This is a genomic window from Patescibacteria group bacterium, from assembly GCA_041662665.1.
In the GTDB taxonomy this organism is placed as follows: domain Bacteria; phylum Patescibacteriota; class JABMPQ01; order JABMPQ01; family JAQVVF01; genus JAQVVF01.
In genome coordinates, this window is the sequence record JBAZSC010000004.1 from 22459 (window position 1) to 47815 (window position 25357).

At 30.6% G+C, this 25357-nt stretch carries 20 protein-coding genes; 7 read left to right on the forward strand and 13 right to left on the reverse strand.

The annotated features are described in order from the left end of the window. Nucleotides 1-29: 29 nt before the first annotated feature. Entirely contained in the window at nt 30-407 is a 378-nt protein-coding gene (locus tag WC663_05700) for a hypothetical protein (GenBank protein MFA6296824.1), read from the reverse strand. A gap of 92 nt (nt 408-499) precedes the next feature. Here WC663_05700 and WC663_05705 point away from each other — a divergent pair, with 92 nt between their 5' ends. Next, nucleotides 500-3049: a valine--tRNA ligase gene (locus tag WC663_05705; protein ID MFA6296825.1), complete on the forward strand. Its 2550-nt coding sequence runs from the start codon at nt 500-502 to the stop codon at nt 3047-3049. A gap of 159 nt (nt 3050-3208) precedes the next feature. Here the strand turns inward: WC663_05705 and WC663_05710 are convergent, their stop codons facing one another. The 6 genes from WC663_05710 to WC663_05735 form a co-directional block, all read right to left on the reverse strand. Then, nucleotides 3209-3457, reverse strand: a complete 249-nt coding sequence (locus tag WC663_05710; protein ID MFA6296826.1) for a hypothetical protein — start codon at nt 3455-3457, stop codon at nt 3209-3211. Between the two features lie 30 nt (nt 3458-3487). Beyond that, nucleotides 3488-5140: a GspE/PulE family protein gene (locus WC663_05715; protein MFA6296827.1), complete on the reverse strand. Its 1653-nt coding sequence runs from the start codon at nt 5138-5140 to the stop codon at nt 3488-3490. A 145-nt stretch (nt 5141-5285) separates the two neighbouring features. Then, nucleotides 5286-6593: a Glu/Leu/Phe/Val dehydrogenase gene (locus WC663_05720; GenBank protein MFA6296828.1), complete on the reverse strand. Its 1308-nt coding sequence runs from the start codon at nt 6591-6593 to the stop codon at nt 5286-5288. Nucleotides 6594-6657: 64 nt separating this feature from the next. Beyond that, a complete protein-coding gene (locus tag WC663_05725; GenBank protein MFA6296829.1) occupies nt 6658-6852 on the reverse strand; it encodes a DUF1858 domain-containing protein in 195 nt (64 codons plus the stop codon). 8 nt (nt 6853-6860) lie between these two features. Continuing rightward, the gene (locus tag WC663_05730) at nt 6861-7061 is read right to left on the reverse strand and encodes a ferredoxin (GenBank protein ID MFA6296830.1); all 201 of its coding nucleotides are present in this window, start codon (nt 7059-7061) and stop codon (nt 6861-6863) included. A 129-nt stretch (nt 7062-7190) separates the two neighbouring features. Beyond that, nucleotides 7191-8333: a DHH family phosphoesterase gene (locus WC663_05735; protein ID MFA6296831.1), complete on the reverse strand. Its 1143-nt coding sequence runs from the start codon at nt 8331-8333 to the stop codon at nt 7191-7193. Nucleotides 8334-8593: 260 nt separating this feature from the next. Between WC663_05735 and tsaE the strand changes: the two genes are divergently transcribed. Then, the gene (tsaE, locus tag WC663_05740) at nt 8594-9028 is read left to right on the forward strand and encodes a tRNA (adenosine(37)-N6)-threonylcarbamoyltransferase complex ATPase subunit type 1 TsaE (protein ID MFA6296832.1); all 435 of its coding nucleotides are present in this window, start codon (nt 8594-8596) and stop codon (nt 9026-9028) included. 143 nt (nt 9029-9171) lie between these two features. Next, complete coding sequence (locus WC663_05745; protein ID MFA6296833.1) at nt 9172-9867, forward strand: PrsW family intramembrane metalloprotease; 696 nt, start codon at nt 9172-9174, stop codon at nt 9865-9867. A gap of 167 nt (nt 9868-10034) precedes the next feature. Here WC663_05745 and WC663_05750 read toward each other — a convergent pair whose 3' ends face one another. From WC663_05750 to WC663_05775, 6 genes are all read right to left on the reverse strand, one after another. After that, on the reverse strand, nt 10035-12083 hold the full coding sequence (locus tag WC663_05750; protein MFA6296834.1) for a chitobiase/beta-hexosaminidase C-terminal domain-containing protein: 2049 nt from the start codon (nt 12081-12083) through the stop codon (nt 10035-10037). 74 nt (nt 12084-12157) lie between these two features. After that, nucleotides 12158-14005, reverse strand: coding sequence for a hypothetical protein (locus tag WC663_05755; protein MFA6296835.1), 1848 nt, complete (start codon nt 14003-14005; stop codon nt 12158-12160). A gap of 50 nt (nt 14006-14055) precedes the next feature. Beyond that, nucleotides 14056-15900 (reverse strand): hypothetical protein, encoded by a 1845-nt coding sequence (locus tag WC663_05760; protein ID MFA6296836.1) that lies wholly within the window; start codon nt 15898-15900, stop codon nt 14056-14058. A gap of 56 nt (nt 15901-15956) precedes the next feature. Beyond that, nucleotides 15957-17807: a hypothetical protein gene (locus WC663_05765; protein ID MFA6296837.1), complete on the reverse strand. Its 1851-nt coding sequence runs from the start codon at nt 17805-17807 to the stop codon at nt 15957-15959. A gap of 72 nt (nt 17808-17879) precedes the next feature. After that, entirely contained in the window at nt 17880-19691 is a 1812-nt protein-coding gene (locus WC663_05770) for a hypothetical protein (protein ID MFA6296838.1), read from the reverse strand. A 77-nt stretch (nt 19692-19768) separates the two neighbouring features. Continuing rightward, complete coding sequence (locus tag WC663_05775; GenBank protein MFA6296839.1) at nt 19769-21619, reverse strand: hypothetical protein; 1851 nt, start codon at nt 21617-21619, stop codon at nt 19769-19771. Between the two features lie 221 nt (nt 21620-21840). Here WC663_05775 and WC663_05780 point away from each other — a divergent pair, with 221 nt between their 5' ends. From WC663_05780 to WC663_05795, 4 genes are all read left to right on the forward strand, one after another. Continuing rightward, nucleotides 21841-22398: an Hsp20/alpha crystallin family protein gene (locus tag WC663_05780; GenBank protein ID MFA6296840.1), complete on the forward strand. Its 558-nt coding sequence runs from the start codon at nt 21841-21843 to the stop codon at nt 22396-22398. Between the two features lie 174 nt (nt 22399-22572). Further along, nucleotides 22573-22851, forward strand: a complete 279-nt coding sequence (locus WC663_05785; protein ID MFA6296841.1) for a hypothetical protein — start codon at nt 22573-22575, stop codon at nt 22849-22851. A 25-nt stretch (nt 22852-22876) separates the two neighbouring features. Then, nucleotides 22877-23251, forward strand: coding sequence for a cupin domain-containing protein (locus WC663_05790; GenBank protein ID MFA6296842.1), 375 nt, complete (start codon nt 22877-22879; stop codon nt 23249-23251). A gap of 87 nt (nt 23252-23338) precedes the next feature. Further along, a complete protein-coding gene (locus WC663_05795; GenBank protein ID MFA6296843.1) occupies nt 23339-25078 on the forward strand; it encodes a VanW family protein in 1740 nt (579 codons plus the stop codon). The last annotated feature ends 279 nt before the right edge of the window (nt 25079-25357 follow it).

The window sequence follows — 25357 nt, forward strand, 5'->3', positions numbered from 1 at the left end:
TATGACAGTTTTTTTACAAAAAAAATCAGCTAACATCGTAGCTGAGAATCACAAAGTACATCATCATCAACAACATAATTTTCCAAATCAAATCTCAATTCACCAGATCTAAAAAGCATCAACACAAAATTAACAATTGCATTATTATGACAATTGTCCGTCAAAAAAATCCGCCGATAACTACCATCAGAATCATAATAGAAATAGATATCTGGACTGAAATCACTAATTTCTGCAAGTGTTACTTCCTTTAGATCATCTCTTTGCACATAGCCACCTAGACAATGCTCATCATTAAAAGAATATTTTTTCATCTCCACAACAAAATACCTTATTTTTGCAACACTATGATCATATCTTGAAATTGGCTTGATGATCAAAGCTCTTAGACTTTGTTCGATCAACATTGCCGGTTCCTCCTCTTGTAAAAGGGCATCTTTTCTGATAGAATTAATCTCGAAATCGGTAAAACAATTTATTTTAGTACTAAATTCATAAAATGTCAAGTCTTTCCAAAAAATATAATATTTTAGAACAAGAACAAAAATGGCAGAATTTTTGGGATCAAAACAATATTTATAAGTTCAATTCTAGCTCAAAAAAGCCAATTTTCTCAGTTGACACTCCTCCGCCTTATGCTTCAGCAGCTCATCTTCATGTCGGCCATGCCATGTCTTATACTCAAGCCGAATTTATCATCCGTTTCAAAAGAATGCAAGGTTTTAATGTTTTTTATCCCATGGGTTTTGATGACAATGGCTTACCAACTGAAAGATATGTTGAACAAAAATACAAAATTGCTGATAAATCAAAAATTTCTCGCGAAGAATTTATTCAATTATGTTTAAAAGAAACCAAAGAAGTTGCCAAAACTTATACTTCTCTTTGGAAATCTTTAGGCCTTTCAATTGACTGGTCTTTATTATACTCAACAATCAGCGAATCATCTCGTCGTATTTCTCAAAAATCATTTTTAGATTTATACAAAAAAGGCTTATTAGAACATCGCGAAGAGCCAACAATTTGGTGTCCGCACGACCAAACAGCATTAGCTCAAGCAGATCTTGAAGATGCCGAAGAAAAATCTACACTAAACTATATATCGTTCGAACTTAAACACTCAAACACTGAAACACCGGAACACTCTGACGATCCGACGCTCCGACGTTCTGACGCTCTCATTATCGCCACTTCCAGACCAGAATTATTACCTGCATGTGTAGCTCTCTATGTCAATCCAGACGATGTCCGTTACAAAAACTTAATAAACAAAACTGCCATTGTTCCATTGTTTAATTATGAAATCAAAATAAAATCCGACCCCACTGTTGATCCAAAATTTGGGACTGGCTTAATGATGGTTTGTACTTGGGGCGACTCCGAAGATGTTGCCAAATGGAAAAAAGACAAACTAGACACTAGATTAATTTTTGATAAATCTGGCCATCTTAATGAATGGGCAAAAACTTATCAAGGCTTAGATATAAAAACAGCTCGCACAAAAATTTTAGAAGATTTACAAAAACAAAATCTTTTAGTCAAACAAGAAGATATTACTCATGTTTTAAATGTTCATGAACGTTGTAAAACTCCTGTTGAATTTTATTTAACTAAACAATGGTTCATTAAAATTTTAGACAATTTAGAGGATTTTAAAAAACAAGGAAACAAAATAAATTGGTTTCCGCTCTTCATGAAAAAGAAATATGACACCTGGCTAGATGGCTTAAAATGGGATTGGAATATTTCAAGAGAGCGCTATTATGGCGTCCCATTTCCAGTTTGGTATTGCAAAAAATGTCATGAAATAATTTTACCTGACGAAAAAGATTTGCCAATTGATCCATTACAAGATCAACCAAAACATCCTTGCCCAAAATGCCAATCGGAAGAATTTGTTCCAGAAAAAGATGTAATGGACACATGGATGACATCATCATTGACTCCACAAATTAATTCTCATTGGCAAGAACAAGATGAAAACAAAAAACTTTATCCAATGTCTTTACGGATTCAAGCTTTTGAAATTATCAGAACTTGGCTTTTTTATACAGTTGTAAAATCTTGGTACCATGAAAAAAAATTACCATGGCAGGATGTTATGATTTCAGGCCATGGCTTGGATGAACAAGGCCGAAAGATTTCTAAATCATTAGGCAATTATGAACCAGTTGCTAATATAATTAAACGCTATGGTTCTGATGCTCTGCGTTATTGGTCAGCTGGATCAAATTTAGGAAATAATTTGAGATATAAAGAAGAAGAAGTCAAAGATGGCAAAAAATTAATCACCAAATTATTCAACGCTTCAAAATTTAGCTTAATGTTTTTGCAATCCGTCAATCCGTCCGACTTTAAGAACTTTATGAACTTTAAAAACTTTCAACTTCAACCTCTTGATCAATGGATATTAAGTAAACTTCAAACAACAATTAAAAACGTTACTGAACATTTTAACACGTACGAGTATTCAAAAGCCAAAAAAGAAGTTTACAACTTTTTCTGGAAAAATTTTGCTGATAATTATATTGAGCTTGCAAAATCAAGACTTTACAATGATGAAAACAAAGTAGCTAAAACATCAGCTCAAGCAACATTATATATTTGTTTAATAAATATTTTAAAAATGTTCGCGCCAATCTTGCCTCACATCACTGAAGAGATTTGGCAAGCGTTGCGAGAATTAAACAACGAAACAAAAAAACAAGAAAACAGTCCAACTATCGAACAATCAATTCATATTAGTGCTTGGCCAAAAGTTGATAAAAAATTAGTTAACGAAAAGCAAGAAAAACTTGGTGATCAGATTGTCGAAATTTTAGCCGAAGTCCGAAAAACAAAATCGAATACTAATCTTGCAATGAATAAAGAAATCAAAGAAATAATTATTGATTCTAAAGAAAAAGATTTAGAAAAATTCTTTCCAGATCTAGCCAATGCCACACATGCCGAACAAATTTCATTTGGCACTGGCGATCTTCACCCTACGAGTGACCACCCGAAGGGTGGGAAAATTTCTGAAAATCTTAAAATAAAAATTGTTTTGTAGAAATTCTACCTGGCTTTAGCCAAGGGTTGTAGGACTTTAGTCCTAGTTCGTCATAAATAATACGAGAACTAAAGTTCTCCTAACCCCAGCTAAAGCTGGGTAGAATCACCAAAATAAAAGACCGTTTTCACGGTCTTTTTAAATTAACAATTTTTATTTCTAAAGAAGATCCTTGCCAACATCCTCATTATCTACATTATCGCTTTTTAGACCCTTTTTAGACCACTTTTCTATTACTGCAATAAGATCCCCTTTTAACTCATTTAGCTCTTCATCACTCATTTTTTCCAAAACATCACTACTCAACGTATCAATGTACTGACAAGCAGTATTCAATTGTGCTTCAATTCTTTCTCTTTTAGTTTGCATTTCTCCTTCTAACGAACCTTCGACTTGTTCTATTGGCATATTATTTTTATATTAATTAATTAATAAAATCTACACTACTCTTCCCACTTCCTCAACCGTTGTAATTCCATCAACAGCTTTTAACAAACCATCCTGCTCCATAGTCATCATTCCTTGAGCAATTGCTGCCTTTTGAATTTCGATATTTGAAACTCGATATCCAATCGCCTCTTCAATTTTATTATCAACTTCAAACATTTCATAAATTCCAGTTCTACCTTTATAACCAATATTATCGCAAACTTTGCAACCTTTTGCTTTATATAATTTTTTAATTCCTGTTTTTGGATAAAATTTGCCTAATTTTTCTTTCAATTCTTTTTCTTCATCTGCATCTGGATTATATTCTTGTTTGCATTTATCGCAAATTCTTCTAACTAATCTTTGCGCAATCACTAATCTCAAAGCCGGCGCTAATTCTTCTGGGCGCAACCCCATACTAATTAGACGTGGAATTGCACCTGCTGCATCATTAGTATGCAAAGTTGATAATACTAAATGACCAGTCAAAGAAGCTTGAACTGCAATTTCAGCTGTATCTTTATCCCTAATTTCACCAACCATTACTACATCTGGATCTTGTCGCAGTACTGATTTTAGGGCATTTGAAAAATCCAGTCCTTTTTTTGGATCAATTTCTGTTTGTGAAATTCCTTTTATTTTATATTCAATTGGATTTTCTAATGTAATAATATTTTTCGCTGGATCATTAACTTCAGTGATGCAAGCATACAAAGTTGTTGATTTTCCAGAACCAGTTGGACCAGTTGTTAATAGCAAACCAGATGTTTTTTTAATTGCTTTACTAACAAGATCATGTTCTCTTTTTCTCATTCCCAAATCTTCAAGTTTTAATCCAACAGTACCAGTTCCAAGAAGTCTCATAACTAATGTTTCGCCATAAGCTGTTGGCAATGTTGACACTCTCAAATCAATTTCCTTATTTTCCATATCAATCGAAAACCTACCATCTTGCGGTTGATCAATCACATTAATTTTTAATTTTGAAACCAGCTTTACTCTCGATAAAATTTTTAATGCCACTTCATTTGGCAATTCCATAATATCTTGCAATACTCCGTCAATTCTATATCGTAATTTTGCCTTTTCTTTTTCTGGTTCAATATGAACATCAGAAGCATCAACGCTCAATGCGCCAGCCAAAATATAGTCAATCATTTCAGTTACTTTAACTTTTTTGATCGTCTCTTTCAAATCAGTTAAATTTTGAATCTGTTCTTTTGCGCTTAATATTTCTTCTTTGCCAACTTTTATTTCATCCTTTTGCGGAATAACAATTTTAACTTTTTTGTATATTTCTAATGCGCTTTCCAAACCTTCCAAAGAAATTACATAAAATTGATATTTATAGCCCATCTTTGATAATTTTTCTATAACTAAATTTAAACTTGGATTATTTTTATCCACAATTCCAATTCTAACTTCAGAGTCTTTAATCAAAAAACAAACAGCTTGCGCTTTTCTTGCTAAATCTTCAGGAATCAAAGTTATTGCTTCCTTATCAAGAGGAAAAATCCTCAGATCAATATAAGGCAGATTAACTGTCAAAGAATAAGCCATCGCTTTCTTTTCTTTTATCTTTTTTTCGGAAGCTGTTAGTTTCTCTTTTAATTTTCTTTCACGTTCCTGCTCTAAAATTTTATCAGCATCAGTTTTTGCCATATGTTTTAAAAATATAAAAATATAAAAAAAATATTCTCACTTCAAGAATAGCAAATTTTAAATATTTATACCAGATTCAAAAGTATTCAAAAAAATATCAATCAAAAAACAAAAAAAGGGCAATTACCCTTTTTTTCAAAAAATATTATTTCTTAATCTTTTTTGTTATTCTCTCAACTGCCAAAGCATCAGCGCCCATTCTCAAGTCAACTTTATATTTTTCCGCCATTTTCCAAACATCAGCAAAAGATTTTTTAATTATCTTATTTAATTTTCCGTTCACTTCGTCTAACTTCCAATACTTTCCATCCATATTTTGCAACCATTCAAAATATGAAACAGTCACACCACCTGCATTTGCCAAGATATCTGGAATCACCACTTTTTTCTTTTTAAACAAAATTTTATCAGCATCAGGAGTTGTTGGACCATTTGCCATTTCTAAAATTATATTTGCTTTAATTTTATCAGCATTATCGGATGTTACTTGATTTTCAATTGCTGCTGGCACTAAAACATCAACATCTAATTCCAATAATTCAGCATTTGTAATCTTTTTTGTATCAGCCAATCCACTAACACTTCCAGTTTTCTTTTTCTGATTCATTATTTTTTCCAAATCAATTCCTTCTTTTTTAAATACACCGCTTCTAGAATCAGAAACAGCAACAATTGTAAATCTATTATCAGCAGATAAAATCTTGGCAATATAGTAGCCCACATTTCCCACGCCCTGTACCGCAACAGTCAGTTTTGTTTTAGTGTTTAAGTGTTTCGGTGTTTTTTTCAACGCTTCACATAGCGTAAAATATCCGCCCAAAGCAGTTGCTTCTGTTCTTCCCAAAGATCCGCCTTTTTTAATTGGTTTGCCAGTAAAAGTTCCCAACCATTCATTATCTTTAATTTTAAAATTTTTGCGTTTTTGTCCGCTTTTGTGCTTTTGTGGTTGCAGTTTTTTTATTGTCAATTTCTTAAACTCATCTGACATCCAAGCCATAATTTCCGGAGTTGTATTAACATCAGGTGCTGGAATATCTTTGTTTGGCCCAATACAATCAAAAATTGCTCGCACATATCCTCTTGATAGATTCTCCAATTCTTTTTTAGATAATTTTTTTGGATCAACAATTACTCCACCTTTTCCACCACCCAAAGGAATATTTGCAACTGCACATTTCATTGCCATCCAAAAAGACAATGCTTTTACCTCATAATCAGAAACTTCTTGATGGAATCTTATTCCGCCTTTGTACGGCCCTCTTGCAGAATTATATTGCATTCTAAATCCTTGAAACATTTTAATTTTTCCGTCAGCCATTTTAACTGGAAAATTAACATTAATTTCTCGTTCTGGTTTTGATAAAATTTCTAAATAAGTTTTATCTAGTTTTATCAATTCAGCTACTCGTCCAAGCTGAGTTAGAGCATTCTCGAATACATTTTCTGGCATAATTTTATTTTAGTTTATTAGTTGATTAGTTTATTAGCAATTAGTTAACAATTAACAATGAAACAATTTACTTCTTGTTGATCTCATCGATTATTTCTTTTATTTTTTTATCGTCTAAACCATGAGCCATACAACCTTGTTCAATTGTTTCACCATGCGCCATCAAGCAACCAACGCAAGGCAAACCATGCTTAACCAAAACATCAACAGTTTCTGGTTTTTCCTCAACTGCTTTACTAATTAAAGTATCTTTTGTGATCATAAAATAAATTATAATTTTGTAATTTTAATACATTGCACTGGACATGCATCAGCAGCCTCTTGGTTACAACTAATTTCATCTACTTCTGGATTTTTTGGAAATGATTTATTATTTTCACCCTTTAATTCAAAATTTTCCGGACAAATTGTTGTGCAAGCACCACAGCTAATACATTTTTCTTGATCAATTTCGATTTTAAATTTCGCCATATTTTTTTATTAAATAATATAATACAAATATACAAATTTATGCAAATGATACAAATTGCGAATACGTCGATTCGTAATTCGCAACATTCGTATTATTCGTATTCGCATTCGTATTATATTTTATGTTTTTTAAAAAGACAATTGCTTTAATTTCTCTAGCACCACTTTTTCCACATCCAACAAACTAATATTATCAAAATCAACTAAAATTAAGCCGTTCACTTTCTTACCCATAAAAATATCTCTGATTTTTTCTTTTGCTGAATCTTTATTGGTTTTGAAAATTGCTTTAACTCGTCCTTGCTGAAATTCATAAAAAATTATCACAATTTCTGCTAAATTCACTGACATTGAAATTTCTTCTTCAACTCCCAAAATATCATTTTCTTCCTTTGATCCAGTCTTTTCAAAATCTTGATAATTAACTAATGTCCAAGCAATCTTTTTCGCATCATCAAATTTTACTCGAGCCAAAGCTCTGCCCCATAATTTCAAAGTTGATAATGATTTATTCTTAAAAATTGATTTAATAATTTTTTGCTGATCTGCACCAAGCGCAATTAATTGCGCTGCAATTGTAAAAGATCTTGGTGTTGTTGTTGATGTTTGAAAACTCTTTGTTGATGACACGATTCCTGTCAACAAACAATTTGCAATTTCCTCATCAACTATTTTTTCGCCAAAAGATTCTAACAAAGTATACACAACTTCGGAAGTTGAAGAAGCTGTTACATCAACTAAATTCACTTCTCCATATTGCTCATTTGATGAACTGCTATCAATATTTATAATTGGAGTTTCATAAAATAATTCTGTATTTTCTTCATATATTTTTCCAAGCTTTTCTAAATCTGGAACATCAATACAAATTATCAAATTATATTTAAAACCAGAAGGTTTTGTTATCACATTGCTTGCATCATAATTTCCTTTTTCTGGAGTAATATAAATATTTAATTTATTTCCATCCTCATCAAAATCATAAGAAAATTGAGCGACTTTTGCTTTTGATGTGTCTAATGTAATCACAAAATTCTTAGAGCCATCAATTGTTTTTCCTAATTTAGAAATATTAGGCAAAAATGATAATGTCGAAGATATCGGTGCAGAACAAACCATATCAACTTCATGTCCGCCCATTTTTTCCAAAACTAAACCCAAGGAAAGCAAACTTCCAATCGAATCTTCATCAAAATCGGCCTTTGTTACTAATAAAATATTCTTGCTCTTTTTTATTAATTCAAAAATCTGTTGCTTAGATGATAATTCCATAAAATTTAAAAAAATTACAATATACAAATCTCAAATTCCAAACAAATACCAAATCACAATACACAAAGATTTTTGGAATTTGGAATTTGGAATTTGTTTGGGATTTGGAATTTGGGATTTTAATAAGTAATTCTATAACTCCAAAAATAATCTGTCAAATGTGGATTATTTTGTTAATTTTTGTTATCATAAATTTAGTTTAAATTATAATAAATATTAATTAACACAGTTACTGATTGCTAGTTACTAGTTACTTCAAAATGGAAATTATTTCTAAATCATCGCAACAAACACAAGATATCGCTCACAAACTTGCTCAACAATTAAATGGTGGCGAAATTTTATGTTTCTCTGGTGAATTAGGTGCCGGAAAGACCACTTTTATTCAAGGCCTAGCCAAAGGATTAGAAATCAAAGAAAATCTAACTAGCCCAACTTTTGTCATCTTCAAAAAATATCCTGCCAAAAACAATCTCGAATTTTATCATTTTGATTTATACAGAATTCATGATCCACAAGAAATTTTAGATTTGGGCTATACCGAAATCATTAATAACAAAAAAAATATATCAGCAATAGAATGGTCAGAAAAAATTAAGGATCAAATTCCACTCAAAAATGTAATTCATATTAACTTAGAATATCTCGACAAAGATCAAAGAAAAATAATAATCAACGAGAATAATGAATTATGAATCAAGAATTATGATTAGAATTATGAATTACTGAATAACGATTTTTTTAATTTTCATAATTCTCAATTCAATATTCAAATCATCATTCATAATTCATCATTCATAATTCATAATTCATAATTCATAATTCATAATTCACGTCTATGATTTATCTTTGGTACATTTTTGTCGCCTTATTGCCAGGTTTATTCTGGCTCTGGTTTTATCGTCGAAAAGACAGACAAAATCCAGAACCATTAAAACAAATTTTCAAAATCTTTGTTTGGGGCATGGCTGCAACAATTCCTGCTATTGCTTTGGAATTCTCCGCTGATTTTTTTATTCCTTATGCTTCGTCAACAAAATATTTAGCCATGGTTTTAAGCTCATTTTTAATCGTCGCTCCGATTGAAGAATTTTTTAAATATTTAGTTTTAAAGCACAAAGCAGCAGAAAGCAAAGAATTCAACGAACCAATTGATGGAATTATTTATGGCATTGTTGTTGGCTTAGGCTTTGCGACATTAGAAAACTTTTTGGTAACTTTAAGCGATGGCGGAACAGTTATTATTTTACGCTTTGCAACTGCTACTTTAATGCATGCGATTTGTTCTGGTATCGTTGGTTATTATCTTGCTCGTCAAAAATTCCATCCTCAAGGCAACAAATCAAGCGTCATGAAAGGACTTTTCCTTGCCATTTTTTTGCATGGCTTATACAATTCCGTCGCCTCTTACAATTCATCATATTCAATCATTTTGCTCGCTATTTTAATCATTGTCATGTATCTGATGCTTTCTCAAGATATTAAAGCCATAAAAAGATTAAAAATTACTGCTCAACAAAATAATCAAGAATAATTCATTAGTACACCATTCGCAAACACTTGTCCACCGAAGTCCCGCAGGACGCAGGTGGATTCGAAAATTAATTAGAGTGTACAACCAAAACTCCAAGAAATTTCCTGGAGTTTTTTTTGCCTGCACATTGCCAAGTCTCTGTATTCAATCTTTTAATCTTGAGTAGATTATCTACCTATGGCATAATATCTTTCTGAAAAATCAAATGGAGAATTCAAATAAATCGTAAAAGTATTTTCTTTGTTATTTTGTCTGGCGTCTAAATCAGACCATTCTCTTAGTTCAACATCATATAATTTTAAATGCAAGTCGCTTTCTTTTAAGCCAGTCATTTTCTTTTTTAAAACTTTAAATTCTTTTTTAGTATAATAAAAAATCACTTTAATTTTAAAGCTATCAGACAATTGATTTAAATCAGTTGTTATCAACCAATTTTTTTTCAACAACATATTTTCTGCATTAACATAAGTTATTGGATATTTTTTAAATCTTTGCACTTGCCAATAATAATTATATTTTTTAAGACTCTTAGAATATTTCTTAAAAACAAAATCAAAATCATTAGCAAAATAATTATGGTTTTTTCCTTTAATCTTGACTGTTTTATCGTTTGCTTTCTTAGTTACAAATTTAGCTTTTTTAATTACATACTTTTTACTGACAACAGAAGATTGATTGCCAGCATTATCAATTGCCATAAATTTCAAAGTCATGTCTTTGGAAACAACAATTTTCTTGCTGTAAACATCGGAAGTTGTTTTTGGCTTCTTGCCATTAGTTGTATAATAAATTTTATCCACGCCAGAAAGAGCATCAGTTGCTGACAAAGCAACTTTTTTAATATTTTTATAAGTGCCTTTTTTTACTGATGCCAAAACTTCTGGAGCTGTCGCATCATAAACAATGCTGGCTGACACTGCTGCTGTTTCTGCATACCAAGTATCTCGAAATTTTGCATAAACAGTTTTTGTCCCCTCGCTAGCTGATAAAGTAAAAGACTGCGAAGTTCCATATGTCGTCCATGCTGATCCAAAAGAACTGCTGTTTTCTGTTGTTGCCATTTCTAATGTATCGCTTGAAGAAGACAAACCAAGCGTTAAACTTGAAGAATTAGTGTAAGTTGCTCCAGAATTAATTATTAATGCTGCTAAAGACGGACCAGGAGTATAGGTATAAACCAAACCAGTAGCAATATCATAATTACACACTTGCGACCGATTATTAGAATCAACATCAATAGAAGTATAATAGCCAGAACTAGAAGCACCTATAGTATATGTCGCCCAAGAGCCAGACACATTAGTCGCATATTTCAAACCATTGCCAGAATAAGTAATTCTAACTTTATCATTAGAATCAATTGCCAAAGAATTATTTGATCCCACAGTGCCAGAACTGTCTAAAATTTGTACTGTCCCCCAAAAGCTGGGCCTACCAGTAATATACTTCAAATCATAACTTACATTATCAAAATAACAAATATGAACATTATCGCCGGAATCAACGCCAAGATCCATATGCGTAGAAGTATAGTCACCCATATCAACATCATCCAAAGTTTCTCTCACCCAACTCCCAGAAGAATTTGTTACAAATCGCAGATGATTATTAGTATCATCATAATAACTTATCTGCGGATAGTTATTGGAATCTAACTCAATTGCTGTATATTTTCCCATATCAGTACTTGTATCATCAACCACTTCTGTGCTCCAAGAACCATAATGGCCTTTGGCATATTTCAAATCTTGTCCTGTTGAATAATAATAAGAAATATGCGCTTCGCTGTCAGATCCAACCGCAATTGAAGTGTACCTGCCTACAACACCAGTTGCATCTACCTGTTCCGTCTGCCATGATCCAGAAACATTAGTTGCATATTTCAAAGAAGTATTATCTGTATCATAATAACTGATATGCGCTTTATTATTAGAATCCAATGCTAATGAAGAATATCTACCAACATCGGGACCGCCAAAACCATCTACTATCTCGCTTGTCCAAGAACCAGTTAAATTATTGACATATACCAAATCTTCATCACCTATAGCATAATAACAAATATGAATTTTATCATTCGTATCAACTTTTAATTCAGTGTCTGTAATATTTGCTAATATCGTAATTGTACTCGCTGACCAGTCAGCCGCTTTTACATTTTGCCCAACAAAAATTACACTAATTAAAATTAAAAATAACCACAAAATTTTTCGCATACTTTTTTATTAATTAGTAGTGATATTCCTGCCTGATAACAGTCAGGTATAACAAAATTTGCGTAAATTCACAATTATCTTCCGATTGCATAATATCTTTCCGAATAATTAAATGGCGAACTTAAATAAATCATAAAAGTATTTTTTTTAGTATTCGGCTTGACTTGCAAATCCGCCCATTCTCTTGATTCAGAATTATATAATTTTAGATAAAGATTTTTCTCTTTCAAACCTTTTACCTTTTTCTTTAAAGCCTTAAATTCTTTATTAGTATAAGAAAATACTAATTTTAATTTTACTGGTTTGCTAGAATTATATTTTTGATAATCAGTTTTAATTTTCCAATATTTCTTTATCAAATTATGCTTTGCGTCAACAAAAAGTTTCGTATACTTTTTTTGCCTCTCAACCAAAAAATATCTTTTTGTCTTTTTAAAACTTTTTGGAAATTTTTTGAAAGTCAAATTTAATTCTCTTGCATAATATTTTTTATTTTTTTTCTTGATTTTAACTTCATTCTTTTTCTTGGATTTTTTTGTTGTAAATTTTGGATTGCCAACATATTTAACAATTTGTGAAACAACATCTGATTCAGCATGCCAAGCATCTCTATATTTTACATAAACAGTTTTCTTGCCTTTTTTTGCTGGCATTTTAAATGTCTTATCAGCCAAATAACTTTGCCAAGTTTTGTTTGAAAAATCAGATTTTGTTGACACAATCATTTCGACCGGACTTTCAGTCAAAGAAGATGTAATATGAATTTTTCTATAAGCAGAATATTTACGTCCATAATTTATTTCTGTTATTTGATTTGAAGGACCAGGAGTATTAGCAAGTTTTAATTTCTCGCTTGTCTGATCATAATATGCGATATAGGCTCTGTTTTTTGAATCCACATCCAAAGATGGATAACCAACAACATCGCTGTCATTCAAAGTATTTTTTACAAAAGAATCAGTTACATTGCTCATATAGCCTATCCAATTTCCTCCTCCAACTGTTCCGCCATAATAACTTAAACGAACCTTATTATCAGAATCTAAAGCTAAAGAATTATTAAATGCTGTAAAATCAGGCAAGATTTCACTATCCATATCGCTTATCGTCCAATTACTGTCTGCCGTTGTTTTAGTCGCATATTTAAGCGTCGTATTAGGATTAGCTAAATACAAATAAGCCAAATGTGCTGTATTATTGCTATCAAACTTCAAAGAATTAAAATAACCAGTTCTATAAGTACTATCAATCGCGCTCAATACCCAACTGCCGGAAACATTAGTCGCATATTTCAAATAATCATTTGTCCCTTCAAAATAAGCAATATGAACTTTATTATTAGAATCAATAGCCAGAGAATTAAACGTTCCACTATTATCAACCGTATCCAAAGTCTCATAAACCCAATCACCAGTAACATTAGTCGCATATTTCAAATGATCATTAGTACCATCATAATAAGCAATATGCGCCTTATTATTTGAATCCAAGGCTAAAGACGGATATGAACCAGCTTCAATTGTCGGATCTAAAATTGTTACTTGCCAAGAACCAGAAGCATTAGTCGCATACCGCAATTGATCTTCAATCATAGCATAATAAGCCAAATAAAAATTATTATTAGAATCAACTGCCGAAGAAATAAATAATCCTGCATAAAGAGTATCATCAACAGTCTGTTGCTCCCAAGCCCCAGAAGCATTTGTAGCATACTTTATTTTATGATCAGTATTATCAAAATAACCAATATAAATCTTATCATTACTGCCAACTTTTAAAGAAACAACAGCCGCACCTTCTGACACCATTGGCACGTTTCCCATATCAGCCACATCGCTAAAAACCCAATCAGCAGCCTTAACATTTTGGCCAAAAATAAACAAAGTAAAAACAACAATCAAAATTAACAATCCTTTTTTCATTATTTTATTTTAATTAACTTTTAACTTTAGATTTTAGACTTTTAACTCACCTATCTGCCGATAGCATAATATCTTTCCGAATAATTAAATGGCGAATTTAGATAAATAATAAAAGTATGATTAGTTGTATCAGGTTTAACTTGTAAATCAGCCCAACTATCAGATTCAGAAACATAATATTTCAGATGCAAATTCTTTTCTTTTAATCCTTTAACTTTCTTTTTCAAAACTTTGAATTCATCGCTAGTATACTGAAATACTAATTTTAATCTAACTTGCTTGCTTCCTGTATATTTATTAAAGTCAGTATTTACTTTCCAATATTTTTTTAACAAATTGTGCTTTGCATCTGCAAAAAGTTTTGTGTATTTTAATTGTCTTTCAATTAGAAAATATCGCTTTGTATTTTTGAATTTAGTTGGATATTTTTTGAATTTAAGCTTTAGATCTCTTGCGTAATAAGTTTTATTCTTTTCTTTAACTTTCACTTCATTAGATTTCCTTGCTTTTTTTGTTACAAACTTTATTGGATTGCCAGTATATTTTACTTCTTGAGAAACAACATTAGATTCAGCATGCCAAATATCTCTGAATTTCATATAAACAGTATTTTCACCTTTTTCTGATGGCATTCTAAATGTTGTATCAGCTGAATATGTTTTCCAAGTTTTATCTGAAAAATCAGATTTTGTTGAAACGATCATTTCTGTTGGAGTTCCTGCAACTGTTGATTTTATATTAATATTTCTTGTTGCTGAATAATTTCTACCATTATTTATTTCAGAAGAAGTGATACTTGGACCAGGAGTGAAAGCATAATTCAAATCATTATCAGTAGTATTATAATATGAAATATGAATACGATTATTTGAATCTACGTCAAGTGAAATTTGATTATAGTATCCAAATAATACCACTATGTATGATCCAACATTATCAATCACATTATATGTCCATGACCCTGAAGTATTAGTTGCATACTTTAATTGTTGCTCAGTAACATCATAATAACCAATATGTACACCATTATTGTTATCAACAGCTATCGAAGTATTATATCCTGCTTGATTTGCCGTATCCAAATTCGTTGCAACCCAAACACCAGTAGAATTAGTAATGTATTTCAAATCTAAATTTGTAGCATCTAAATAACTAATATGGATGCTATTGTTAGTCCCAATCGCCAAAGAAGAATACCATCCAGCCTCAACTGAATTATCTAAAGTACTTGTTGACCAAACACCAGACAAACTATTCGTCGCATATTTTAGAGTACTATTAGTTTCATCACGATAACTAATATGCGCAAACCCATTTGAATCAATACCAAGCGAATTAAAAATGCCCACATCACCAACTGAATCAACTGTTGTCAACACCCAAGAACCGGTTGCATTAGTTGCATATTTTAAATCACTATTAGTTGAATCATAATAGCTAATTTGAACCGCATTATTTGCATTCAATACTATTGATGTATTATTTATATCAAAAATACCTACTGTAATAGTACCTGAATTATCAACAGTTGTAGCAACCCAAGAACCAGAAGCATTTGTGGCATATTTCAAATTACTATTAGTATCATCAATATAACTAATATGAGATTTGTTATTACTATCAATTGCTATTGAAACACCTTCGCCTACGTTTCCTGCACTATCTACAGTTGTAATAGCCCACGAACCTGACTCATTTGTTATATATTTCAAATCATTAGTACCAACTTCAAAATAAGCAATATGCACAAAGCCATTATGATCAACAGCAATCGCATTATCAGCGCCAGTATTTACAGCATCGATTGAAGATTTCTGCCAATCCGCAGCCTTCACATTTTGGCCAAAGATAAACAAACCAACAATGGCCAGACAAATTAATAAATACTTCCGCATAATTTTTTTGTTTTAAATTTTTAAATTTCTGAAACTAAATTTATATAAATTATATATTATTTACCAATTGCATAATATCTTTGCGAAAAATTAAACGGAGATTTCAAATAAACCGTAAAAGTATTTTTCTTTGTATTGCGTTTAGCTGACAAATTAGTCCACTTTTTTGATTTCAAATTATATGCTTTTAGATATAAATTCTTTTCTTTCAACCCTTTTACTTTTTTCTTTAATTTTTTAAATTCTTTTTTAGAATATGAAAATACTAATTTTAATTTAACATTCTTACTTAATTTATATTTTGAAAAATCAGTATTAATTTTCCAATATTTTTTTAACAAATTATGCTTTGCATCCACAAAAAGTTTTGTAAATTTCTTTTTTCTCACAACCAAAAAATATCTTTTTGTTTTTTTAAAAGCTTTTGGATATTTTTTGAAAGTCAAATTTAATTCTCTAGCATAATATTTTTTATTTTTCTTTTTAATCCTTACTTCATTTTTTTTCTTCGCTTTTTTTGTAACAAACTTTGGATTACCGACATATTTGACATTAAAAGATACAACAGCAGATTCAGCACTATAGACATCTCTAAATTTAACGTAAATTGTTTTTATGCCTTTTTTTGAAGGCATTTTAAAAATCGTATTAGCCAAATAACTGCTCCAAATCTTATTAGAAAAATCAGACTTTGTCGAAACAATCATTTCAGTAGGACTGCCAGAAACTGAAGATGCAATATTAATTTTTCTATAAGCTGAATAATCCCTTCCATTATTTATTGTTATTGTTTGAACTGAAGGTCCAGGAGTATAAGTATAATTCAAACTAGTATTAACTAAACCAGCACTAGTTTTAAAATAAATAACATGTGTTCGATTCATTGAATCTATTCCTAACGATATTGGACGATAATATGCATTAAAAGTTTCAAAAGAAAACAAAAGACTGTACGATCCAGTATCCTGTTGATTATAAATTGACCATTGTCCAGAAACATTTGTCGCGTATTTTAATCTGCCATTTAAAATATCATGATAAGCAACATGCAATTTATTATTATCATCAATTTTTAATGAAGGATAATAGCCCACTTGACCTGCACTGTCATTATCAATAACACTTGCAACCCATGCTCCTGAAATATTAGTAATATATTTTAAATCAGAGTTAGTATAATCCAAATAAGCAATATGAATTTTATTATTTGAATCAATCGCTATGGAAGACTGAAGACCTACCGATCCATTAGAATCTAAAACTACAGATAGCCAAGAACCACTATCATTAGTAATATATTTTAAATCGGAATTAGTAGTATCACGATAAGAAATATGCACCTTATTATTTGAATCCAATGCCAAAGAAGAACTACCTCCAACATCAGTACTAGAATCTATTGTTTCATTTGCCCATGAACCAGACACGTTTGTCGCATATTTCAAATTGCTATTATCTGAATCATAATAGCTTACATATATTTTTTTATTTCCATCCAAAGCCATTGATACTTGTCCCAAGCCAATAGTTCCACTATTATCAATTATCTCGAAAACCCATGTTCCATTAACATTATTCGCATATTTTAACCAATCATTCGTTCTATCTTCATAAACAATATATACTTTTCCATTAACATCTATTCCCAAAGAAGAATTACCAACATTAACAGAGTTATCAACAATTTCTGCCATCCAAGTACCAGAAGAATTAGTCGCATATTTCAAATCAGAATTAGTATTATCAAAATAACTAATATGAACTTTGTTATTTTGATCAATTGCTAATGCATTAACACTTCCAGCAGATGCCTCCAATTCCTGCGACTGCCAATCAGCAGCCAAAACATTTTGGCCAAACAGAAACAGACCAACAATGGCCAGACAAATTAATAAATACCTCCGCATAATTTTTTTGTTTTTATTCCACCAAAGTTCCGCAGAACGTAGGTGGATTAATTTTTAAAAACTTAAAATAAACTATTTTATTCCAATCCCAAAAGTCCTTTTGCTAAAAGAAATTGGAGAATCAATTATTAAAGTAAAAGTTCTCTTTTTTAAATTTAAAGTTGCAAATGAATTTTTCCACTTTTTCTTTAATTTATTGTAATATAATAATTTCAAATCACTTTGTTTTAATGTCTTATTATTCTTTTTTAATTTTTTGAATTCTTTTTTAGAATAATTAAAAGTCACTTTTAATCTGAAATTATTCTTGGCTTTTTTATAAGTATATTTATTTAAATCATCTGTCACTAGCCAATATTTTTTTAATAGCTTATTTTTGTCTATTTTCTTAAAATAGTTACTGAATAATTTTGATTGAACAAAATATTTTTCTTTTTTTAAATTTTTTGGATATTTTGTCATTACAAAATTCAAATCTCTCGCAGAATAAACCTTGCCTTGCTTTTTCAACAAAACTTCATTAACTTTTCTAGCCTTTTTTGTTACAAATTTTGGATTTTTAATGTATCTAATTGTCTTTGTTAAAGCACCTGATTCAGCAAACCATTGATCTCTGAAATTGACATAAACTGTTTTTGTTCCATCAACTTTTGATAAAGTAAAAATCTTTGATGTATCATAAGCTTCCCAATTTGCATTTGCAAAATCAGCATTTTCAGAAATTATCATTTCAGTTGGACTGCCTGCTGAAGATAAAGACAATGCTACTGTTCTTAAGGCAGTATATGCTTTATTAGAATTAATCTTTAAACTTGTATTTGTTGGTCCCATAGAAGCAGCGTATTTTAAATCGCCATTTGTATGATCCTGATAAGCAATATGAATTCTATTTAGATCATCAACCTTAATTGAAGTTTGAAAACCTAAAATTAAAGTATCGCTTCCTTGATCAACAATATATTTCTGAAAGGTTCCTGAAATATTTGTCGCATATTTCAAAGAATAATTTGGATAACCATCATGATAACTAATATGAGCATAATTATTTTTATCCAAGCTCAAACTAGAAAACATTCCAGTCAATCCTCCTGCTAAAACTGCAGTATCAATTGTTGTTTTCTGCCAACTTCCAGATAAATTTGTAATATATTTCAAAGCTTGCACTCCGCCATCATAATAGCTAACATGCACTTTATTATTTGTATCAACAGCAATTGAAGAATATTGTCCAACTCCTCCATTATCAATTGCTGAGCTTAAAAAAGATCCTGATTCATTTGTTGCGTATTTTAACCATTGATTACTGCTATCATAATAGCTAATATGAGCTTTGCCATTTGAATCAACTGCAATTGATGTATTGCTTGTAGAAGATAATGTTTCTACATCGTAGAAAAACCAAGTTCCAGATGACTTGATTGCATATCTAACTTTTGATCCATTATAATAGCTAATATTCAATCGATCACTTGAATCAATCGCCATATCCACAAAAGTCCCGCCCAAAGCATCTAAAACAGAATTTCCCCAATTTCCTCCAGCATTTGTGGCATATTTCAAATCATCATTTACAGCATCATAATAAGCAATATGAATTTTGTTCGCTGAATCAACCACTAAAGAAGGATAAAGCCCAACCATTACTGAACTCTCGTCAATTATCGTAATTTGAAAACTGCCAGAACTATTAGTCGCATATTTTAATTTACCATCACCAAGATATGCAATATGAACATATCCTAACGAATCAACACTAATTGATGTTCCATCTCCAGCAAAACCAGTTGCATCAACTGTTGTTTTTTGCCAATCTGCTGCCAACACAGTATGACCAAACAACATCAGGCAAAACATTGCCACCAAAATTAATAATTTCTTTTTCATGATTTTCCCTCGTCCGCCATGCTTCTTCGCTTAAGCGAAGAGCGAAGGCGGATATTAAATAGTAATTATTTTAAAATTTATTTTTTTCCTATTGCATAATAAATTTCATTCCAAGATATCGGCGAAATCAAAGTGATAGCAAATGTCCTATTTTTCACAGAATGTACGGCATTTAAATTATGCCATTTCTTTTCTTTAACATTATAATATTTTAAAACCAAACTACTTTCTGACAAACCTTTATTTCTATTTTTTAAAGTCTTGAATTGCTTTTTTGTATATTTAAAAACAAATTTAGTTTTAAAATTATCAGCTAATTTATATTTATTAAAATTACCTTTTATTTTCCAATATTCTTTAATCAAATTTTTCTTGGCTGCAATATAAGTTTTTGAATATTTTCTATATCTTTTTACTTGCCAAGAATATTTTGCTTTTTTCAAACCTTTTGGCAATTTCAAAAATTTTAAATAAAATTTTTGAGCAGTATATTTTTTATTTTTCTTTTTTATTAAAATTTCTTTGCTTTTTGCATTTTTTGTTACAAAAGTTGGATTTGGCAAATATTTAATTGAATCAGAAACAGTTGCTGATTCCGCATACCATTGATCTCGAAATTTTACATAAATAGTCTTTTTGCCAACCCTAGAAGACATTTCAAAAACTTTATTCACATTATATGTTTCCCATTCTGCTCCAGCAAAAGTAGAATATTCAGACAACATCATTTCTGTTGGATTGCTAGTTGCAGATAAAACCAAATCAACATCTTTAAAATTTGTATATTTTTTACCTGCTTCTATTACAACTTCTGGACTTATTGGACCAAGTACATCAGCAAATTTTACTTCACCATCCCAAGGAGAATAAGTATGCAGATAAAATAGACCAACGTAAAGTCTGTTTGAAGAATCCATAGCCAAAGAAATTGGCTGTTCAGCTGTATGAATTGCATCTCCAATATCACTAACAGCTACAGTTGAAAAACTTGTCCCAACATTATTTGCCAGCTTAAAATCAAAGTTATCCACATCATAATATCCAATTCTTACTCTTGAATTGCTATCAACTACTAGAGAAGAATATATTCCAACATCTCCAGCAGTATCAACTGTCGAATTTGACCAATAGCCCAACATATTATTTGCGTATTTCAAATCTCGATTCCCGCGATCATAATAACTAATATGAACGAAATCACTATCGTCAATTTTTATTGAACTAAACTCACCAACATTACCGCTATCAACGGTTTGAGCCACAAAATTTCCAGAAGAATTTGTAATATATTTTAAAGATAGATTTGCCGAATCATAATAACTGATATGGACTTTATTGTAATCATCAACAGTTAATGAAGAAAATAGTCCGACAAAAGTACTACTGCTATCTATTGTTGATAATGTAAAACCAGTTCCATTAGAATTTGTTGCGTATTTTAAATCGTCATTTGTTAAATCATAATAACTAATATGCACATAACCTAATGAATCAACACCAATCGAATCATACATACCAACTTCGCCTGTTGTATCAATTGATGATGCTGCCCACACTCCAGAAGCATTAGTCGCATATTTCAAATCAGAATTAGCATAATCATAATAACTAACATGCGCCTTATCATTATAATCTATTGCAATTGATGGATACTGTCCCAAACCAGAACCAAGATCAATTGTTTCACTCACAAAACTGCCAGATGCGTTTGTTGCATATTTTAGATAATAAGTTGCACCAGTTGTCTCTAAATAAACCAGATGCGCTTTGCTATTTGAATCCAAAGCAATTGCCACAATAGGACCAACACCTACTCCTCTCGACAATGACTCAAATTGCCAATCCGATGCCTTTGCTTGACCAAAAAAACAAAAGACACAAGACAACGTTGCAAAAACCACTCCTAAAATTAGAGATTTTTTTCTCATTATTTTTGTTTTTTATTTTAATAAATTTTAATTACTGATATCTTAACATTTTTTTACCTATTTAACAAAAAAGCTATCCACTGCCAAAATTTACATTATGCCAATAATAATGTATAATAAAATTAATCAAATATCATTTTTAAAAACAGAATTAAAATTAGAAAAAGTATTTGCATTATTTGCATATTCGCAATATTTGCATAAATTCGTATATTTGTATTATGCCTAAACAATCTTTTTTCGCAAGATTTTTACAATCAAAACAAGTTGCTGACAATCCTACGCCGCCAAAACCACCAGTTGGACATCTGCCAACTCCAAAGACTTCTCAGCCAGATCCAGCTCCAATCCAAGTTCAACAGCAACAACAACCACAACCTCAACAAAATTCTTCTCAATCTTCACAAGATAGTCAAGAAAATTACGAAGGCCAGCTTGCTATTGATGTTTATCAAACTCCTCAAGAAATAGTTATTAAATCAACAATTGCTGGTGTTAATCCAGAAAACATTGACATCAATATCGATAATGACATGGTTACAATCAAAGGCGAAAGAAAAAATATCACTGAAGCAAAAGAAAATGATTATTATTATCAAGAATGTTATTGGGGCTCTTTTTCAAGATCAATTATCTTGCCAGAAGAAGTCGTTGCTGATAATGCTGTTGCTGAATTAAAAAATGGAATTCTGACAGTCAGATTACCAAAAGCAAATGCCGTTAAAACCAAAAAAATAGAAGTCAAAATGGCGAGCGATACAGTGACTAGTAATCAATAACTAGCAACAAGAAATCCAATTGCCAATTACTAATTTTTCTAGTTACTTGTTACTTGTTAATACATTATATTTACCCGAGCTACAGCTCGGGATTATTATTGTTTTTTATTCTTTACAAATTAAAAAATAGCTGTTATATTATTTCATTAAGATTTCAATATTTTTTTGTTTATAATGCAAACGATAAAAGTAATTTTAGATCGATTTTTCGATGATTCCGTAATATTAATTACCGAATCTGGCAAACAAATTTTATGGCCAAAAGACAAGCTTCCAGAAGAAGCAGAACTTGGTCAAACTTTGAATTTGACTTTAAATATAAATTCGCCTGCAATAAATTTTGTTAAAAAAAATAAAGATAATGCAATTCAAATACCGCAAGATCATACCAAAATCGCCAAAGCAATTTTAGAAGAAATCTTAAATAGCAACGAACAAGAAATCTTAAAATAGTACCCTAAACAAAAGGAGAACCGAAGTGGAACAATCAGAAGGATACGCGATCTTTGATTTTAATTTAGATCCTTCAAAAAGAAGTAAATGGTCAACTGGTTCTTTTCTTGAACCAAATTCTCCATTCTTTTCAAAACATGTAGAAATCGGAATTAGCCAACGCAATTCACAATCGCGACCAGACTCTCAACATTTTCACCGCGAAACCAAAGAATTTTATTTGGTTATTTCTGGACAACTTGTTCTGCAAATCAACAATAAAACAATTATCCTAAAACCTCTTGAAATGGTTGTTGTTTTACCTAATTCAATTCATGCAGTAATAAAAGCAGTTGATGACACAAAATTCATTGTCATCAAATCACCTTCGGGACTTAATGACAAAGTAATCGTTCCCTAAACACCTACTCTCGTAGGTTTTTTTATTTCAATATTCAAATCATAATTCTTTATTCTTTATTCATAATTCTCATGCTAGAATAATTTAATGCCTAAAAAAATATTTAAAACTTTTTTTATAATTTCAATCATTTTCTTAACCACGTTAAGCCTTTCTTTAATTGTCTTAAATTTTTATTACAAAGATAAATTTTATCCAGGTACAACAATTGCTAATTTTAATGTTTCTGGAAAAACAAAACAACAAGCAACTGATTTTTTAAATAATAAATTAGAAGAATTTAATCAAGGAATTAGTTTTGTTAATAAAGATTATAACCAAAAAATAAAACCAGAACTTTTTGGCGTTGAAATTGATTTAGAAAAAACAATCAATCAAGCTTTTGATAAAACAAATTCTGGAAGCAAACATAATCGAAGTTTCAATATCATTAAAACTTTAATTTTAAAAGATCATAATAATTTAATTTATTCGATCCAATCAAATAAATTAGAAAATTTTTACAATCAAGAATTATCCAAATTAGACCAGCAAAAAAAAGAGACCAACATCTCTTTTCAAAAAAATAATTTAAAAATAATTTCTGGAAATTCGGGCTTTTCTTTAAACAAGCAATTTTTAACAAGCTTAATAAATTCCAGAATTAAAAATTTATCAGCTGACGAAATAAATGTTCCATTTCAAAAAATCAATCCTGAAAATAATAAAAAAATAATTTTTAAAACAAGTCTTGAAGCCAAAAATATTGTTTCACAAAAAATTATTTTGCAATACGAAAAAGATAAGTGGATAATTGACCAAGATACGTTAAAATCCTGGGCTAATTTTGCTGTTCAAAAAACACCAATTACTAGTTATCCAAGTCTAAATAAAAATTATCCAGTACAAAATCTAATTTATAATTCTTTATCAACTAAACAAAAAAATAATTTTCAAGATCAACTAGTTGCCTATTTTGACCGACAAAAAATCGGCGATTATTTATCAAAAGAAATTGCGCCAAAAATCAATCAAGCTCCTCAAAATATCCGCTTGCAAATGCAAAATAATGAATTAACAATTTTTCAGCCTGCCAAAAAAGGCAAAGAATTATTAATCGAAGGCAATCTAAAAAATATTATTGATAATATCAAAAATCAAAATACCAAAATTAAATTATTAACCAAATCTTTAGGCGCTGAAATTAACAAAAAAAATATCAAAGAACTTGGCATCAAAGAATTATTAGGCAAAGGCGAATCAAATTTTTCTGGAAGTCCTACCAATCGCATTCAAAATATTACTGTTGCCGCCCAAAAACTGAATGGTATTTTAGTAAAACCAAATGAAGAATATTCTTTAGTTAATAATTTAGGCGAGGTCAATGCTGAAGCAGGATACCTGCCAGAATTAGTTATTAAAGAAGACAAAACCATCCCAGAATATGGAGGAGGTTTATGCCAAATCGCCACCACTAATTTTCGTGCTGCGCTAAATTCAGCCTTACCAATCACCGAACGCCAATCGCATTCTTATGCAGTCCAATATTATGATCCGCAAGGAACAGATGCTGCAATTTACATTCCTCATCCAGATCTAAAATTTTATAACAATACTAAAAATTATATTTTAATTCAGACATCAATCTTTAATGATATTTTAACTTTTGAATTTTATGGAACTAATGATGGCAGATCTGTCAGATTTGAGGGTCCAGAATATTGGGACCAAAAACCTGACAAATCATTCAAGGCAAAATATTCCCAAATTATTACCTATCCCGACAAAACCGAAAAAAAATCAACCTTCTTTAGCTATTACGATAATCCTGATAAATACAAACACTAGACAAGAATACAAATCTACAAATAACGCTAATCTACGAATATACGAATCGTCGTATTCGCATATTCGCTATATTGGCATTATTCGTATATTCGTATTTTACCCAACAAAAAACTGTAGGCTAATGTCCCGTGCTACCTTATGTGAACGCATATTTCACAGAAAATAGCGCGGGACGAAGTAACAATCCCAAGTGATTCAGTAGTAAAACACCGCCGAATCCTTTCTGATTGTTCCTTATAAAATAGCTGCCTACAGATTTTTGGCCACGAAAAACATTAC